Source organism: Streptomyces indicus, assembly GCF_900100315.1.
GTDB lineage: Bacteria > Actinomycetota > Actinomycetes > Streptomycetales > Streptomycetaceae > Streptomyces > Streptomyces indicus.
This window is the reverse complement of sequence record NZ_FNFF01000014.1, coordinates 60,678-77,524: the sequence shown is the minus strand read 5'-3', so window position 1 is coordinate 77,524 and position 16,847 is coordinate 60,678. Positions and strand designations below refer to the sequence as shown.

Annotated in this window: 11 protein-coding genes; 8 read left to right on the top strand and 3 right to left on the bottom strand. The window is 73.6% G+C overall.

Annotated elements, in window-relative coordinates:
• Positions 1–753: 753 nt before the first annotated feature.
• A complete protein-coding gene (locus BLT97_RS27925) occupies positions 754–3,489 on the bottom strand; it encodes a lysylphosphatidylglycerol synthase transmembrane domain-containing protein (RefSeq protein ID WP_093615011.1) in 2,736 nt (911 codons plus the stop codon).
• A gap of 275 nt (positions 3,490–3,764) precedes the next feature.
• Between BLT97_RS27925 and BLT97_RS27920 the strand changes: the two genes are divergently transcribed.
• The 7 genes from BLT97_RS27920 (at position 3,765) to BLT97_RS27890 (ending at position 15,470) form a co-directional block, all read left to right on the top strand.
• Complete coding sequence (locus tag BLT97_RS27920; protein WP_093615239.1) at positions 3,765–4,133, top strand: MGMT family protein; 369 nt, start codon at positions 3,765–3,767, stop codon at positions 4,131–4,133.
• Between the two features lie 254 nt (positions 4,134–4,387).
• Positions 4,388–7,813, top strand: coding sequence for an ATP-dependent helicase (locus BLT97_RS27915; RefSeq protein WP_093615009.1), 3,426 nt, complete (start codon positions 4,388–4,390; stop codon positions 7,811–7,813).
• A gap of 95 nt (positions 7,814–7,908) precedes the next feature.
• Complete coding sequence (locus tag BLT97_RS27910) at positions 7,909–8,691, top strand: hypothetical protein (protein ID WP_093615007.1); 783 nt, start codon at positions 7,909–7,911, stop codon at positions 8,689–8,691.
• A gap of 95 nt (positions 8,692–8,786) precedes the next feature.
• The gene (locus BLT97_RS27905; RefSeq protein ID WP_093615005.1) at positions 8,787–12,446 is read left to right on the top strand and encodes a UvrD-helicase domain-containing protein; all 3,660 of its coding nucleotides are present in this window, start codon (positions 8,787–8,789) and stop codon (positions 12,444–12,446) included.
• Between the two features lie 10 nt (positions 12,447–12,456).
• Positions 12,457–13,863 (top strand): dipeptidase, encoded by a 1,407-nt coding sequence (locus BLT97_RS27900; protein WP_093615003.1) that lies wholly within the window; start codon positions 12,457–12,459, stop codon positions 13,861–13,863.
• Positions 13,864–13,998: 135 nt separating this feature from the next.
• The gene (gene nudC / locus BLT97_RS27895; RefSeq protein WP_093615001.1) at positions 13,999–14,952 is read left to right on the top strand and encodes an NAD(+) diphosphatase; all 954 of its coding nucleotides are present in this window, start codon (positions 13,999–14,001) and stop codon (positions 14,950–14,952) included.
• A gap of 74 nt (positions 14,953–15,026) precedes the next feature.
• The gene (locus tag BLT97_RS27890) at positions 15,027–15,470 is read left to right on the top strand and encodes an OsmC family protein (RefSeq protein WP_093614999.1); all 444 of its coding nucleotides are present in this window, start codon (positions 15,027–15,029) and stop codon (positions 15,468–15,470) included.
• A gap of 44 nt (positions 15,471–15,514) precedes the next feature.
• Here the strand turns inward: BLT97_RS27890 and BLT97_RS27885 are convergent, their stop codons facing one another.
• On the bottom strand, positions 15,515–16,078 hold the full coding sequence (locus BLT97_RS27885) for a hypothetical protein (protein ID WP_093614997.1): 564 nt from the start codon (positions 16,076–16,078) through the stop codon (positions 15,515–15,517).
• Between the two features lie 97 nt (positions 16,079–16,175).
• Between BLT97_RS27885 and BLT97_RS27880 the strand changes: the two genes are divergently transcribed.
• The gene (locus tag BLT97_RS27880) at positions 16,176–16,481 is read left to right on the top strand and encodes a mycoredoxin (protein WP_093614995.1); all 306 of its coding nucleotides are present in this window, start codon (positions 16,176–16,178) and stop codon (positions 16,479–16,481) included.
• A gap of 68 nt (positions 16,482–16,549) precedes the next feature.
• Here the strand turns inward: BLT97_RS27880 and BLT97_RS27875 are convergent, their stop codons facing one another.
• Entirely contained in the window at positions 16,550–16,792 is a 243-nt protein-coding gene (locus BLT97_RS27875; protein ID WP_093614993.1) for a mycoredoxin, read from the bottom strand.
• Positions 16,793–16,847 lie beyond the last annotated feature (55 nt).

The window sequence follows — 16,847 nt, the reverse complement described above, 5'->3', positions numbered from 1 at the left end:
CGGGGGTCGGGTCGCTGTCCCGTGCGGGCGCGTGAGCGGCTGCGACCAAGGGCCCGCAACCCCGTCCGAGTGCCGGAGCTGTCAGGGCACGGTGGCCCAGGATCCCGGCCAGACCCGAGCCACCGTGCCGGGAAGGCGTCCCAGATACCCGAGCCGCGGGGGTACCGGGGCGGAGCCCCCGCAGGCCGGGGTGGGGGCGTCAGCCCCCCGTCCTCCCACCGCCGCGGAGCGGCGGAGCAGGGCGCGGGTGCTCGGGTCCGCCCCGGCGTTGGGGCGCCGGGAAGGTGTCCCAGACACGCGAGCTGCGGGGGTATCGGGGGCGAAGCCCCCGCAGACCGGGACCGGGGCGTCAGCCCCACCCCCATCCACCGCCGCGGAGCCGCGGAGCGGGGTGCGGTGGCGTGGGCCCCGCTCTCGTCGTCCCGGGCACCCGAGCCGTCGGGGGTATCGGGGGCGGAGCCCCCGCAGGTCAGGGTGGGGGGCGTCAGCCCCGCCCTCTTCCACCGCCGCGGAGCGGCGGAGCGGGGTGCGGTGGCGTGGGGTGCGGTGGCGTGGGCCCCGCTCTCGTCGTCCCGGGCACCCGAGCCGTCGGGGGTATCGGGGGCGGAGCCCCCGCAGGCCAGGGTGGGGGGCGTCAGCCCCGCCCCCCCACCACTTACCGCCGCGGAGCGGCGGAGCAGGGTGCGGTGGGGCTGCCCCGCCCCCGGAGCACGGTGCGGTGACGGCGTACAGGGGACTACCCCCGTACCCCCCTCACAGCGCCCCCTTGCGCGTGAGGTGGTTGAACGCCAGCCAGCCCGGCAGGACCGGGAGCCACAGCGTCAGGAGGCGGTAGAGGAGCACGGCCGGTGTGGCGATCTCGATCGGCACACCCGCGGCCGGCACAAGGAGCGTGGAGAGCGCCAGCTCCACCGCCCCGACACCACCGGGCGTCGGTGCCGCCGACCCGATCGCGTTGCCCGCGAGGAACGCCACCGCGACCCCCGCCAGACTCAGCGAGGACGCGTCCGCGCCGAAGGCCACCAGGCAGGCGTACAGGCACATCACGAAGGAGGCGGTCAGAAGCAGCATGCCGCCGATGCCCGTGAGCAGCTTCTGCGGCCGTTGCAGCACGTCCAGCATGCGCGGCACGACCCCCGCGAACAGAGACCGCACCCGCGTGGAGACGAACTTGCGCAGGAACGGCACCGCGGTCACCACGAGCACGAGCACCGCGACCGTGAGCAGCCCGGCGATCACCGCACGGGACGGCGTGAAGTCCGCCTTGTTCTCCGTGCCGGTGAGATAGCCGAAGGTGAGGAGCAGCAGGATGTGCGACCCGAGCCCGAACAGCTGCGAGGCACCGACACTCGCCACCGCGAGCCCCGACCGCACCCCGGCCCGCTGAAGGAAGCGCGTGTTGAGCGCCACACCGCCGACCGCGGCCGGCGCCACCACCTTCACGAAGGACCCGGCCACCTGCGCCGCCACGGTCCGCACGAACGGCACGCGCTCCGGCACGAAGCCGAGCAGGCTCATCGCCGCGGCCACGTAACTGAGCGCCGACAGCGCGACCGCCGCCGCCACCCAGCCCCACTCCGCGTTCTCCAGCTGCGCGAACTCGAACTGCGTGAGCTGCCCGAGCAGGAAGTAGGCGGCGAACGCACCCGCGATCCAGCTGATCAGCGTCCGCGGTTTGATCCGCTCCAACTGCGCGGGCTCCACCGGCGCCTGCGGCCGGATGCTCAGCACCTGGTGGCGGATCTGGGTGAGCAGGTCCTCCTCGCGGGCCTCGTCCAGCGCCTCGTCTATGGCCCGCTTCTCCGCCTGCCGCTCGGCCTTGCTGCTCTTGCGGATCAGGGCGTCCTCGCCCGAGTCGGCCGCCCGCGCCTCCTTCGCAAGCCGCGAAGCCTCGAGCACCGCCTCCCGCTCCCGCTCCGCCCGCTCCCGCCCGAGCCTGCGCAGCATCGCGCGCGTGGAGCGCGAGAGCGCGATCGGCTGGAGCAGCGGCAGGCAGTCCGCGACCTTGTCCCCGCCGAGCACCGCCACCGCCGCGGCCACGGCACGCTCCGCCCCGACCCGCAGACCGAACGTGGTCAGCAGCTGCGCGATGTCCATGCGGAGCAGAAGGTCACCGGCCGCGATCTCGCCACCGCGCAGATCGGTGATGATCACCTTGCCGGAACGATCCACCAGAATCGCGTCGCCCGCGAGCCTGCGGTGCGCGATCCGGCGCGACTGGAGGGCCTGCACCTGCCGCCAGGTGTCCCGCATCAGGCCGTCGGTGATCGCCTCGTCGTCGAGCGAGTCGAGCGAGCGCCCGCCGGTGTGCTCGTACACGAGCATCACGGCGTCCGGGCCGAGCTCGGAGGTGGCGATCAGCTTGGGCGCGTTGGCACCCGCCGCGATCGCCGCGTATGCGAGCAGCGCCTCCTGTTCGAGGGCCTGGCGCAGCGAGAGCAGCGAACGGCGCGTGGTCAGCGGGCGCAGCGTGACCCGCCGCCAGACCCGGTAGAAGAAGCCGTGCGCCTGCTGCTCGCGGTCGACCACCGTGATGTCGAGCGGCGGCCCGTCCTCGAGCGTCACGAAGTAGCGCCGGCCGCGGTCGCCGCCGTCCGGCGCGGGCGCGTCCGACAGCTCCTCGGCGCGCGCCGCGCTCACCGGCTTGAAGCCGACGTGGCGCAGCCCGCTGAGCAGGTTCTGCGCGGTGGGCCGCACGTTCGGCGAGCCGACCGCGTACAACGTCCCGTACGCGACGGACCAGCCGATCAGAATCGTCAGGGCGATCGAGAACGGCGTGGTGTACCCGGCGACCAGCATCGAGACCGCGTCGAGGAGCAGCACCGCCCACAGCAGCACCCGCCAGCGCGGCCGCCGCGACAGGCCCACGGCCGTCATGTACGCGATCACTGGAGCCAGATAGCCGTGCACCGGCTCCGTCATCTGGTCCGCTTCGTTGAGCCTGGTCAGCGCGTCCTGCACGGACTGGGGTGCGGCCTTGGCCACCCACAGGCTGGTGGCCAGCGTGACCCCGTGCGCGAGCACCGCCGCGAGCACCCCGTCGGCGATCCGCAGCCCGTCCCGCTTGATCAGCCGCTCGATCGCGAACGCCACCGGGACGAGCAGCACCGCGATGCTGGAGGCCAGCCCCGCGAACTTGATCAGCAGATCGGGCGCGCCGCCGGTCCGCGTCGCGATGTCGTGCTCGAGCCCGGAGGTGGTGTTGTGCGCGAACGCCGCGATGGCGAGAAGCAGCGCGATCGACAGGACGCCGACGAGCAGCCGCATCAGGTCCGAGGGCCGGTGCACGCGTGCGGGCAGCAGCGGCTCGTCGCCCTCGACCCGGTCGACCCGGCCCGCGGTCAGCTCCTGCTCGTGCCCGTGCGGGTCCTTGTGGTTCTCGTGGAGCGGGGGCTGACCGTCGAGCGAGGACGGCCCATCGAGCGAGGACTGTTCGTCGAGCGCAGGCTGCTCGCCGAGGGCGTGCCCGTCGTGGCCTTCGGGCCGCATCTCATACGGTTCCGGGCGCGACGAACCGGCAGAGGTGCCGTCGCCCTTCGCGGACTCCGCCCCCTGCGTGCCTTCGGATTCCGTCGCTTTTTGATCTCGTATCACCAGTCACCGCCCGGAAGATGGTGGCACGAGCCACCCACGTCAGGGGGCATCAGGGTGCAAACAAGAGACACGGTGTGCCGGTGTTGTGAGAGTTTGCCCCGCAGTCGCCGTCTCGTACCGGCCCTCACGGCCCGGCCCGACTGTCGGTGGCGTACGGCACCATGGAGCGGATGAGCGAGCAGAGCACCCCTGGGATCCCTGATCTCCCCGAGTACCCGGAGTACGTGGAGCGGGTGCTCGAAGTCGCCGAGCAGATCCCGCCGGGCCGCGTCATGACGTACGGCGATGTCGCGGAGTGGCTGGACGAGGGCGGTCCCCGGCAGGTGGGCCGCGCGATGGCGCTCTACGGTGCGGCGGTCCCGTGGTGGCGTGTGGTGCGCGCGGACGGCGTGCTGCTGCCGGGCCACGAGCGGCGGGCGCTCGAGCACTACCGCGTGGAGGCCACACCGCTGCGCACGGCCGCGGACGGGACGCAGCGGCTCGACATGCGAAGGGCGCGCTGGGACGGCGCGCCCGCGGAGGGGCCGGCTCACACATGACAGCTTCCGCCATCCCACGGCCGCAGGGGCGGTGGCGGGCCCGTCCGGGGGAAGCGCGCACAGGATACGGCGTTCGCCCAGGCCACGAGGCCGAACCGGGGGAAGCGGACCGAGTCCTGCGCACACTGGCGTAGCGTCGGGCGCGGCAGTCACCGTGCCGCCACCGCACCCGGCAGCCCCACCACAGCCGTCCGGCCGCGGCCGGCCCGCCCACCACTCAGCTCCCCGTACACCCACCAGGACCGGCGATCCACGTGAGCTCCTCCACTTCCGACCGGCGTACTCCGGACGCTGTTGCGCGTCCGGGGACCCACGGTGCGTACCGACTGGTGCGTACCCAGCCGCCGCGGGTGGACCCCCCTCGTCTGGACGCAGCTCAGCGCGCTGTGGTTGACCATGAAGGCGGGCCGCTTCTCGTGCTCGCCGGGCCCGGCACCGGCAAGACCACCACGCTCGTCGAGGCGGTCACGCGCCGCGTCGAGTCCGGCACGGATCCCGAGCGCATCCTGGTCCTCACCTTCAGCCGCAAGGCCGCCGTCGAACTGCGCGACCGGATGGCGCTGCGGATCGGCGGAGTCCGCGCGCCCCAGGCCTCGACCTTCCACTCGTTCTGCTACGCGCTCGTCCGCGCCCACCAGGACGTGGACCTCTTCGTGAACCCGCTGCGGCTGCTGTCCGGACCCGAGCAGGATGTGATGGTCCGCGAACTGCTCGAAGGGGAGCTGGAGCTGGCCGCCGAGGGCCGGGCCCGCGTCCGCTGGCCCGAGGAGCTGCGCGCCTGCCTGACCACCCGCGGCTTCGCCGACGAGGTGCGCGCGGTGCTCGCCCGCAGCCGTGAACTGGGCCTCGGCCCGGACGCGCTCGGCGACTTCGCCCGCCGCACCGGCCGCCCCGACTGGGACGCCGCGGCCGGCTTCCTCGCCGAGTACCTCGACGTGCTCGACGCCCAGGGCGTCCTCGACTACGCCGAACTCGTCCACCGCGCCGTGCTCCTGGCCCGCCGCCCGGAGGTCGCGGCGCAGCTCGCGGTCCGGTACGACGCGGTGTTCGTCGACGAGTACCAGGACACCGACCCCTCCCAGGTCCGGCTGCTCCAGGCGCTCGCCGGGGACGGCCGCTCGCTGGTCGCCTTCGGCGACCCGGACCAGTCGATCTACGCCTTCCGCGGCTCCGACATCAACGGCATCCTCGACTTCCCGGAGGCCTTCCCGCGCAAGGACGGCCGCCCGGCGCCCGTCGAGGTGCTCACGACCTCGCGCCGCTCGGGCTCGGCGCTCCTGGACGCCACCCGGCTGCTCACCCGCCGGATGCCGCTGCCCCGGCTGCCCGTCGAGCAGGTCCGCCGCCACCGCGAGCTGGTGGCCGTGCGCGAGGGCGGCACCGTCGAGGTCTTCACGTACCCGACCCCGGGCACCGAACTCGACAACATCGCCGACCTGCTGCGCCGCGCCCATCTGGAGGACGGCATCCCGTGGTCGGAGATGGCGGTCCTGGTCCGCGCGGGTGCCCGCACGATCCCGGGCGTCCGGCGCACGCTGACGGCGGCCGGCGTCCCGCTGGAAATCGACGGCGACGACCTGGCCCTGCGCCACGAACCGGCGGTCGCGACGCTGCTGCTCGCCCTCAGGGCGGTGGCGGAGGCGGCGGTGCAGCCGGTGGATCTCGTACGCGAGGAGACGCCCGTACGAGATGAGGCTCCGGTACGCGAAGGAGCTCCCGTACGAGACGAAGAGGCCGCACGCGAAGAGGACGGCGAGGCTGCCGAGGGCCCGGCGGACACCGAGGACGTGGACGTGAGCCCTGCCTGGCTCCCCACCGACACCGCCCTCACCCTCCTCACCTCCCCGCTCGCCGGCATGGATCCCGCCGACCTGCGCCGGCTCGGCCGCGCGCTGCGCGACGAGGAGCGGGCCGGCGGCAACCGCACCCCGCGGCCCTCCGACGAACTGCTCGCCCGCGCGCTCGCCGAGCCCGAGCGGCTCGCCGCGCACGACCCCGCGTACGCGAAGGGAGCCCAGCGCCTCGGCGCGCTCCTGCGCAAGACCCGCGAACTCCTCGCGGGCGGCGGCACCGCCGAGGACGCGCTGTGGGAGCTGTGGAGCGGCACGCCCTGGCCGCAGCGCCTGGAGCGCGCCTCGTACCGCGGCGGCGCGGCCGGGCGGAACGCGGACCGTGACCTGGACGCGGTCTGCGCCCTGTTCGCGACCGCCGCCCGCGCCGAGGAGCGCACCGGCGGGCGCGGCGCGCTCAACTTCCTGGAAGAGGTCGAGGCCGAGGACATCGCCGCGGACACCCTCACCAAGCGGACCGTGCGCCCCGACGCCGTACGCCTGATGACCGCGCACCGCTCGAAGGGCCTCCAGTGGCGGCTCGTCGTGGTCGCCGGCGTACAGGAGGGGCTCTGGCCCGATCTGCGGCGGCGCGGTTCGCTGCTCGAAGCCGACCGGATCGGGCGGGACGGACTCGCCGACCCGCTCACCCCGGGCGCGCTGCTCGCCGAGGAACGACGGCTCTTCTACGTGGCCACGACCCGCGCCCGCGAACGCCTCGTCGTCACCGCGGTCAAGGCGCCCGCCGAGGACGGCGACCAGCCCTCGCGCTTCCTCACCGAACTCGGCGTCGAGCCCAAGGACATAACGTCCCGCCCCCGCCGCCCCCTCTCCGTCGCCTCCCTGGTCGCGGAGCTGCGCGCGACCACCGTGGACCCGCGCGCCTCCGAGGAGCTGCGCGAGGCCGCGGCCGTACGGCTCGCCCGCCTGGCCGCGCTCAGCGACGAGGACGGCCGCCCGCTCGTGCCCTCGGCGCACCCGTACCGCTGGTGGGGCATGTACGAGCCCACCCACAGCAAGGTGCCGCTGCGTGACCGCGACCGGCCCGTCGCGCTCTCCGGCAGCGCACTCGACCAGCTCGCCAACACCTGTTCCCTGCAATGGTTCCTGGGCCGCGAGGTGAAGGCCGACACCCCGGCCACGGCCGCGCAGGGCTTCGGCAACGTGGTGCACGTCCTCGCCGACGAGGTCGCCTCCGGGCGCGCCCCCGCCGACCTCGACGTGCTCATGGCGCGCCTGGACTCGGTATGGGACGCCCTCAGCTTCGACGCGCCCTGGAAGTCGCAGCAGGAGAAGCAGAACGCCCGCGTCGCGCTCGAACGCTTCCTGCGCTGGCACGTGGACACCAACGCGACCCGCACCCCGGTCGCCACCGAGCACGGCTTCGACCTGACCCTGGAGACGGGGGATGTCGAGGTCCGCATCCGCGGCTCCATGGACCGCGTCGAGACCGATGCCCAGGGCCGCGCCTACGTGGTCGACTTCAAGACCGGCAAGAACGCGCCGACCGCGGCCGAGGTGGAACGCCATCCGCAGCTCGCCGTCTACCAGCTGGCGGTCCGCGAGGGCGCGCTCGACGAGGTCTTCGACGGTGAGCGCCCGCTGCCCGGCGGCGCCGAACTCGTCCATCTGCGCCAGCCCGCCCCCAAGCGCGACGGCGGCGAGGCGCTGCCCCGCGTCCAGGCGCAGGGCCCGCTCAACGAGGGCGAATGGGTGGGCGACCTGCTCGCGAACGCCGCGGGCAAGGTCCTCGACGAACGCTTCGCCCCGTCCTCCGGACAGCACTGCACGCACTGCTCGTTCCAGGCCTCGTGCAGTGCACGGCCGGAGGGCCGTCACATCGTCGAGTGACGGCGTTCCCGCCCGCGCGTTTGTCCCTGTTTCGCCCGCCTCGTCCCACTAGGGTCCCGTGACTTGGGTTGCTCTACGGACGACGGGGTGACGGGATGACGGGAGAGATCGCACAGATGAAGCGTTACGGGAACGCGCACACGAAGAGCTACGGGACCGCGCACGGGAAGCGTTACGGGAAGTCGGTGGCCGCGGCCGGGGTCTGCGCCGTGTTCGCCCTGGCCGGCTGCTCGGGGCCGGACTCGGGCTCGGGCGCGGGCGGCGGGAAGTCCGCCTTCGAGGGCAAGAGCGCGGACGCCATCGCGCAGGAGGCCGCGGCGGCGATGAAGACGGCGAAGTCCTTCCGGACGGTCACCGACGGCAAGCAGCGCGGCCAGCGCACCAGGATGGAGATCGCGTTCGCCGGCGACGGCCGCTGCACCACCACGCTGGACCTGCCGGAGATCGGCCGCGTGGAGTCCGTCACGGTCGGCGGTGCCTCGTACTCGAAGGGCGGCCCGGCGTTCATGAAGATGGCCCTCGGCAGCGAGACGGCCGCGAAGGAGGCGGCGGGCCGCTGGGTCAAGGGCGCCCAGTCGGACTCGACGTGCAAGCGGGACACCCTGGTCAACCCGGCCGCCATGAAGGGCGCCACGCGGGGCGCGGACGCGGAGGTCGACGGCCGCAGAACGGCGACCCTGGAGATGACGGCCCAGGACAACAAGGTGACGATGCACGTCGCGGCCGAGGGCAAGCCGTACGTCCTGCGCATCGTGACCGAGGGCGCGCTCACCAGCACGGCCACCTTCTCCTCGTACGACCGTCCGCTCGAGATCAAGGCCCCGCCGGCCGCGCAGGTGGTCGAGGCGAAGGCGGCGGCGCAGCAGCCGGCTCAGTAGACCGAGCCCCGGCCGGGTCCGGCCGGACCCCGGAGACCGCTCCCCGCGGACCCGGCCGGACCCCGGTTGTCGGACCGCCCCAGTAGCCTCGATGCGTGCCCGCACGACTCAGCCACCCCGACCAGCTCAAGGAGCTGCTCGGCATCCCGTTCACCCCGGAGCAGACGGCCTGCATCACCGCACCGCCCGCCCCGCAGGTGATCGTGGCCGGAGCCGGGTCGGGGAAGACCACGGTGATGGCGGCCCGCGTGGTGTGGCTGGTCGGCACGGGACAGGTGGCCCCCGAGCAGGTCCTCGGCCTGACGTTCACGAACAAGGCGGCCGGCGAGCTCGCCGAGCGCGTCCGCGCCGCCCTCGTCAAGGCGGGCATCACCGACCCCGAGGCCCCGGAGAACCTGGAGAACCCCCCGGGGGAGCCGGTGATCTCCACGTACCACGCCTTCGCCGGACGCCTCCTCACCGACCACGGCCTGCGCATCGGCATCGAGCCCACCGTCCGCCTCCTCGCCGACGCCACCCGCTTCCAGCTCGCCGCGAAGGTGCTGCGCGAGGCCCCGGGCCCGTACCCGAATCTGACCCGCTCCTTCGCCGACCTCGTCAGCGATCTGCTCGCGCTCGATGCGGAGCTCGCCGAGCACCTCGTCGTGCCGGGGGCTCTGCGCGCGTACGACCGCGACCTGCTGCGCACCCTGGAGAGCACCAGGCTCGGCAACGCCGACCTGCGCAAGGTCCCCGAAGCCGCCGCGGCCCGTCTCGAACTCGCCGAGCTCGTCGGCCGCTACCGCGAGGCCAAGCGCGCCAAGGACGTCATCGACTTCGGCGACCAGATCGCCCTGTCCGCGACCCTCGCCGACACCCGCCCCGAGGTGGGCGCGATCCTGCGCGACGAGTTCCGCGTCGTGCTGCTCGACGAGTACCAGGACACCTCCGTGGCCCAACGGATCCTGCTCTCCGGCCTGTTCGGCGCCGGCACCGGCCACCCGGTGACCGCGGTGGGCGACCCCTGCCAGGCGATCTACGGCTGGCGCGGCGCCTCGGTGGCCAACCTCGACGACTTCCCCGAGCACTTCGCGCACGCCGACGGCCGCCCCGCCACCCGCTTCTCGCTCAGCGAGAACCGCCGCAGCGGCGGCCGCCTCCTCGACCTCGCCAACACCCTCGCCGAGCCGCTGCGCGCGCTGCACGAAGGCGTCGAGGCGCTGCGCCCCGCGCCCGGCGCCGAGCGCGACGGCGTCGTACGGATCGCGCTCACCGAGACCCACGCCCAGGAGATCGACTGGCTCGCCGAGTCCATCGCCCATCTCGTACGGACGGGCACGGAGCCGAAGGACATCGCGGTCCTGTGCCGTACGGCGGGGGACTTCGCCGAGATCCAGGGCGCCCTCGTCGCGCGCGACATCCCGGTCGAGGTCGTGGGCCTGTCCGGCCTGCTTCACCTGCCCGAGGTCGCCGACCTGGTCGCCGTCTGCGAGGTGCTCCAGGACCCGGGGGCCAACGCCTCGCTGGTCCGCCTGCTCACCGGCCCCCGCTGGCGCATCGGGCCGCGCGACCTGGCGCTGCTCGGCCGGCGGGCGCGGCTCCTCGTCCACCGCGGCGAGGACTCGCCCGAGGACGCCGACGCACGGCTGGCCGCCGCCGTCGAGGGCACCGACCCGGCCGAGGTGATCTCGCTCGCCGACGCGCTCGACACCTTCCTGGAATCCGCCGAACCGGCCGACATAGAGCTGCCGTTCTCGCCGGACGCCCGCGTCCGCTTCGCGCGCCTGGCCACCGAGCTGCGCGAGCTGCGCCGCTCGCTCGCCGACCCGCTGATGGACGTGCTGCACCGCGTCCTCGCCGTCACCGGCCTCGACGTCGAACTGTCCGCGTCCCCGCACGCGCTCGCCGCCCGCCGCCGCGAGACGCTCTCCAACTTCCTGGACATAGCGGCCTCGTTCGCGGCCAACGACCCCTCCGCCTCGCTCCTGGCCTTCCTCGGCTTCCTGCGCACGGCCGCGCAGTACGAGAAGGGCCTGGACAATGCGCTGCCCGGCGGCGAGAACACGGTCAAGGTCCTCACCGCCCACAAGTCCAAGGGCCTCGAGTGGGACGTGGTCGCCGTCCCGGGCCTGGTCACCGGCACCTTCCCGTCCGCCCAGGGCCGCGAGAAGTGGACCGCGCAGGCCAAGGTGCTGCCGCACGCCCTGCGCGGCGACGCGGCCACCCTGCCCGAGGTCGGCGCCTGGGACAGCCGCGGGCTCAAGGCCTTCCAGGAGGACATGAAGGACCACCAGCGCACGGAGGAACTGCGCCTGGGATACGTGACGTTCACCCGCCCCCGCTCCCTGCTGCTCGGCTCCGGCCACTGGTGGGGGCCCACGCAGAAGCGCCGGCGCGGCCCCTCCGACTTCCTGACCGCCCTGTACGAGCACTGCGCCGCCGGGCACGGCGAGATCGAGGTCTGGGCGGAGGAGCCGGCGGAGGACGCGGAGAACCCGTCCCTCGCCGAGGCCTCGGCCGAGCACGCCTGGCCGCTGCCGCTCGACGACGCGGCGCTGGCCCGCCGGCGCGCGGCGGCTGCCATCGTGCTCGCGCACCTGGACGCGCTGCGGGCGGCGGAGTCCGGCTCCGGCTTCGACGGTGCTCCGGGCGAGGGGCGCGGGCACGACGAGGCCCACCCGTCGGCGTACGCACGGGGCGGCGGCCAGGTGCCCAGCGACGAGGCGCACGAGGACGCGTACGACCCGGAGTGGCCGCCGGAGCCGGAGGATCTCGACGAACCGGACTTCGACCAGCCCGGTCCTGAAGGCGACGAGCCGGACTTCGGCGACCCGGAATCCGAAGCACCCCCGGCCGACGACCACCTCACCGACGACGACTGGGACAACCTCCCGCGCCAGCGCCCCGACACCGCGCCTGTCCGCGGGGCACGAGCGGATGCCCCCCACCCCCGCCCCGTCCCCAGGGCCCGCACCCCCCGCACCCCCGAGGACCTGCGCACCATCGCCTCCTGGGACCGCGACCTGGAAGCGCTCGCCACCGAGTTGCAGCGTGCGCGCCGCACCGTGCGCGACGTCGAGCTGCCCGCCTCGCTGAGCGCCTCGCAGGTGCTGCGTCTCTCCACCGACCCCGACGGGCTCGCCCAGGAGCTGGCCCGCCCGATGCCGCGCCCGCCGGCGCCCGCGGCCCGCCGCGGCACCCGTTTCCACGCCTGGGTGGAGTCCCGCTTCGAGGCCCTCGAACTCCCCTTCCTGGACCCGGACGACCTGCCGGGCGGCGACGCCGAGATCGCCGACGAGCACGACCTCGCGGCTCTCAAGGAGGCCTTCGAGCACACGCCGTACGCCCACCGCACCCCGTACGCGATCGAGGCGCCCTTCCAACTGGCCGTCGCGGGACGGGTGATCCGCGGCCGGATCGACGCGGTGTACCGCACCGAGACCGCCGAGGGCGTCACGTACGAGATCGTCGACTGGAAGACCGGCCACGGCCGCTCCGCCGACCCGCTCCAGCTCGCGATCTACCGCCTCGCCTGGGCCGAGCAGCAGGGCGTCCCGCCTGAGACGGTCAAGGCCGCGTTCGTCTTCGTACGGACCGGGAAGGTGACGGTCCCCGACCGGCTGCCGAGCCGCGAGGAACTGGCCCGCCTGCTGAATTCCGGGGCGCCGCAGGAGGCGGCGCGGGATGCGGCACAGGAGACCGCACAGGAGAACGCGCAGGGCCGTGCCCGCACCCCCGCCGACCCGCACCCGAACAACGCTCGCCGCCCCGGTTAGGCTCGATGCCATGAGCCACCCCGCCGACAACGCCGTCAGCGCCGTCCGCCAGTACATCGAGCAGCACCGCGGCACCTTCCTCGACGAACTCCAGGACTGGTTGCGCATCCCCTCCGTCTCGGCCCAGCCCGAGCACGCCGGGGACGTACGGCGCAGCGCCGACTGGCTCGCCGCCAAGCTCAAGGACACCGGCTTCCCGGTCACCGAGATCTGGGAGACGCCCGGTGCCCCGGCGGTGTTCGCGGAGTGGCCGAGTGAGGACCCGGACGCCCCCACCGTCCTCGTCTACGGGCACCACGACGTGCAGCCCGCCGCCCGCGAGGACGGCTGGCACACCGAGCCCTTCGAGCCGGTGATCAAGGGCAAGCAGCTCTTCGCGCGCGGCGCCGCCGACGACAAGGGCCAGGTGTTCTTCCACACCCTCGGCGCCCAGGCGCACCTCGCGACCACCGGCCGCACCAGCCCCGCCGTGCACCTCAAGCTCCTGATCGAGGGCGAGGAGGAGTCGGGCTCCCCGCACTTCCGCACCCTCGTCGAGCAGCACCGCACGCGCCTGGCCGCGGACGCGGTGATCGTCTCCGACACGGGCATGTGGTCCGAGACCACGCCCACCGTGTGCACCGGCATGCGCGGTCTGGTCGAGTGCGAGCTCTCGCTGTGCGGCCCGGACCAGGACATCCACTCCGGCTCGTTCGGCGGCGCGGTGCCCAACCCGGCCACCGTCGCGGGCCGTATCGTCGCCGCCCTGCACGACGAGCAGGGCCGCGTGGCGGTCCCCGGCTTCTACGACGGCATCGTCGAGCTCACCGACGCCGAGCGCGCGCTCTTCGCCGAGCTGCCCTTCGACGAGCAGGAGTGGCTGCGCACCGCCAAGTCGTACGCGGCACACGGCGAGCAGGGCTACTCCACCCTGGAGCGCATCTGGGCCCGCCCGACCGCGGAGGTCAACGGCATCGGCGGCGGCTACCAGGGCACCGGCGGCAAGACGATCATCCCGTCCGACGCCTTCCTGAAGCTTTCCTTCCGTATCGTCGCCGGCCAGAACCCGGCGCGCGTCGAGGCCGCCATCACGCAGTGGGTGGAGGCGCAGGTGCCCGCCGGCATCCGCCACACCCTCACGTTCAACGGCGCCACCCGACCCTGCCTGACCCCGCTGGACCACCCGGCCCTCCAGGCCGTCGCCCGCTCCATGGGCCGCGCCTTCGAGCAGCCGGTCCGCTTCACGCGCGAAGGCGGCTCGGGTCCGGCCGCGGACCTCCAGGACGTCCTGGAATCCCCGGTCCTGTTCCTGGGCATCTCCGTACCGTCGGACGGCTGGCACGCCCCCAACGAGAAGGTCGAGCTCGACCTGCTCATGAAGGGCGTCGAGACGGCCGCGTACCTCTGGACGGACCTCGCCCAGGCGCTGCGCACCTGACGCCGTACGACCGCCGCCGGCGCCGTCGGCGCGCCGCGCCCGACGCCGCACCACCGCACACCACCCGCCGTACCTGCCGCCGCATGCCGCCCAAGGGCCGAAGTGCCCGAACCACCGGGGGAGTTGGAAGTTCCTGTGACCACCTGGACCGACCGCACCGCTGACCGGCCGATCCCGCTCACCGCCCCGAGCGGGATCGACCGCGAGGCCCACCACCGTCTCGACGAGGCCTGGCTCGCCGCGGCCTGGAGCCACCCCACCACGCGCGTGTTCGTCGTCTCCGGCGGCCAGGCCCTGATCGACGACACGGCGGACGGCGGCACCGAGCTCGTCATGACCCCGTCGTTCGAGGCCCCGGTCACCGAGACCCACCGCTACTTCCTCGGCACGGACGAGGACGGCGTACGGTACTTCGCCCTCCAGAAGGACAGCCTGCCCGGCCGCATGGACCAGTCCGCGCGCCCGGCCGGGCTGCGCGAGGCGGGCCTGCTCCTGTCCCCGCGCGACGCCGGCCTGATGGTGCACGCGGTCGCCCTGGAGAACTGGCAGCGCATGCACCGCTTCTGCTCGCGCTGCGCCGAGCGCACCCAGATCGCCGCGGCCGGCCACATCCGCCGCTGCCCGGCCTGCGGGGCCGAGCACTACCCGCGCACGGACCCGGCCGTGATCATGGCCGTCACGGACGAGGAGGACCGGCTGCTCCTCGGCCGCCAGGTGCACTGGCCCGAGGGCCGCTTCTCCACGCTCGCGGGCTTCGTCGAGCCGGGGGAGTCCATCGAGCAGTCGGTGCGCCGCGAGGTCTTCGAGGAGGCGGGTGTGACGGTCGGCGAGGTCGAGTACGTGGCCTCCCAGCCCTGGCCCTTCCCCTCCTCCTTGATGCTCGGCTTCATGGCCCGCGCCACCTCCTCCGAGATCAACGTGGACGGGGACGAGATCGAGGAGGCCCGCTGGTTCTCGCGCGACGAGCTGCGTGCCGCCTTCGAGTCGGGCGAGGTCATCCCGCCGTACGGCATCTCGATCGCCGCGCGCCTCATCGAGCTCTGGTACGGCAAGCCGCTCCCCAAGCCGCTGCCGGTCATGGGGTCGTAACCTGCCATAAGGCCCCCATACGGGGCGAGATGCCTGCCATGTGGGGCGAACCGTACGAAAGGGCTGGTCGAGAGATGGCCGACTACCGCGTCGAAACCACCCGCAACGGCTACCGCGACTGGATCGCGCGCAACGAACGGGGCGCCGAGGTCCGCATGGCCGCGGCCGACGACGAGTCCGCCCAGCCGTCCTTCACGCCGGTCGAGCTGCTGCTCGCGGCGATGGGCGGGTGCAGCGGCATGGTCCTCGACCGCACGGCCCGCGCGGTCGACCACGACGACCTGGCGATCACGATCGAGTCGGTCTCGACCCCCGAGGACGAGGGCCGCATCGGCAGGATCCGCGTCACGTACGAGCTCGACATCCCGGCGGACGCCAACAACGGCAAGGCCGCCGAGGTCTTCGCCCGCGGCGTCCGCCTCACCCACGAACAGTTCTGCACGGTCAGCCGCACGGTGGAACACGGGGCACGCGTGGAGGCGATCCTGCCGGACGGGTCGGTGGGCTTCGAGGGCTGAGCTGCCCCACGTGACCGCACCGCGGGCCCGGAGCGCCTGCCCGGTCAGGAGGGGCAGGGCCCGGCCAGTCCGGCGAGCACGCTGTTGTAGCGGTCGCCGAAGTCGACTCGCGTGATCTCCTCGTAGGGCACCTTGGTGACCTCGCGCTCCCAGCGCGCTCGGCTGTCCACTTCGAGCAGGCCAAGCTTCCGCTTCCCGTACGACCTGGGCACCCCGATGGTGACCACGTCGGGGTCCATGTCCTCGCCGAACAGGGACACCAGGCCGTACCGCTGGGCCGCGGCCTCGACGACCGTGCGCGCCGCACCGAGCGGGAACGCGCCGCCGACGGGCCCGGGCGGTGGCCAGGGCCCGTGCCGCCGCAGCCAGCGCCCCATGAGATCGCGTGCGGCGGAGCGCCGCCGGACCGCGCTGATGTCGCGGGTCCTGAGCGCCGCGAACCCGTCGAGCGCCATCGTGTCCGCGACCGCGAGCAGGGTCCACTCCCGGTCCGTCCCGACGACGAACCCCTGCAACTCATCGGCCCCGACGAGAGCCGAGCGCTCGACGACCGCGTACTGATGCTCCTCGGCGGCCACCCGCAGCCGGCGCCGTATCTCCTTGCCCATGGACGCATCGTGTCCCGCGGGCCCCACCCGCCGCCACCGGGATTCCGGGCCCCGGTCCGGGGGCTACGCTCGCCGCACGCCACCGAAGGGGGACCCCATGCCGACCGACCACGGCGCGACGCCGACCGACTCGGGCGCAGACTCAGGCGCAGGCGTCACCGTCTACTGGCGCCCCGGCTGCCCGTTCTGCATGAAGCTCCGCCTCGGCCTGCGGCTCACCAAGCTCCGGTACACCGAGGTCAACATCTGGCAGGACCCCGAAGCCGCCGCATACGTCCGCTCCGTGGCCGACGGCAACGAGACCGTCCCGACGGTGAACGTGGCGGGCCACCCCCTGGTGAACCCCTCGCGCAAGGCCCTCCTGGAAGCCGTCCGGCTGCACGCGCCCGACGCGCTGACCTGACGAACGCGGAGGGGCCCCGCTGCGCGAACAGCGGGGCCCCTCAGGACCGTTCGTCAAAAAGCGGCCGCTCAGGCGCCGATCTTCTGCTTGACCTGGGCCAGCGACGGGTTCGTCAGCGTAGAGCCGTCCTCGAAGAGCACGGTCGGCACCGTCTGGTTGCCCCCGTTCGCCTTCTCGACGAACGCCGCGGACTCCGGGTCCTGCTCGATGTTGATCTCCTTGTACGCGATGCCCTCGCGCTCCAGCTGCTTCTTCAGCCGCTGGCAGTAGCCGCACCACGTGGTGCTGTACATCGTCACAGTGCCCGGCATGTCTCTCGCGCTCCTTAGCAGTCCCAGTGCGTGTGTGCTCGCACCTGTGGAGAAC

Coding starts and splice junctions, on each gene's coding strand:
- BLT97_RS27875 (WP_093614993.1), bottom strand. CDS start 16,792: ATGCCGGGCACTGTGACGATGTACAGCACCACGTGGTGCGGCTACTGC.
- BLT97_RS27880 (WP_093614995.1), top strand. CDS start 16,176: ATGCCGACCGACCACGGCGCGACGCCGACCGACTCGGGCGCAGACTCA.
- BLT97_RS27910 (WP_093615007.1), top strand. CDS start 7,909: ATGACGGGAGAGATCGCACAGATGAAGCGTTACGGGAACGCGCACACG.
- BLT97_RS27885 (WP_093614997.1), bottom strand. CDS start 16,078: ATGGGCAAGGAGATACGGCGCCGGCTGCGGGTGGCCGCCGAGGAGCAT.
- BLT97_RS27925 (WP_093615011.1), bottom strand. CDS start 3,489: ATGCGGCCCGAAGGCCACGACGGGCACGCCCTCGGCGAGCAGCCTGCG.
- BLT97_RS27890 (WP_093614999.1), top strand. CDS start 15,027: ATGGCCGACTACCGCGTCGAAACCACCCGCAACGGCTACCGCGACTGG.
- BLT97_RS27900 (WP_093615003.1), top strand. CDS start 12,457: ATGAGCCACCCCGCCGACAACGCCGTCAGCGCCGTCCGCCAGTACATC.
- BLT97_RS27920 (WP_093615239.1), top strand. CDS start 3,765: ATGAGCGAGCAGAGCACCCCTGGGATCCCTGATCTCCCCGAGTACCCG.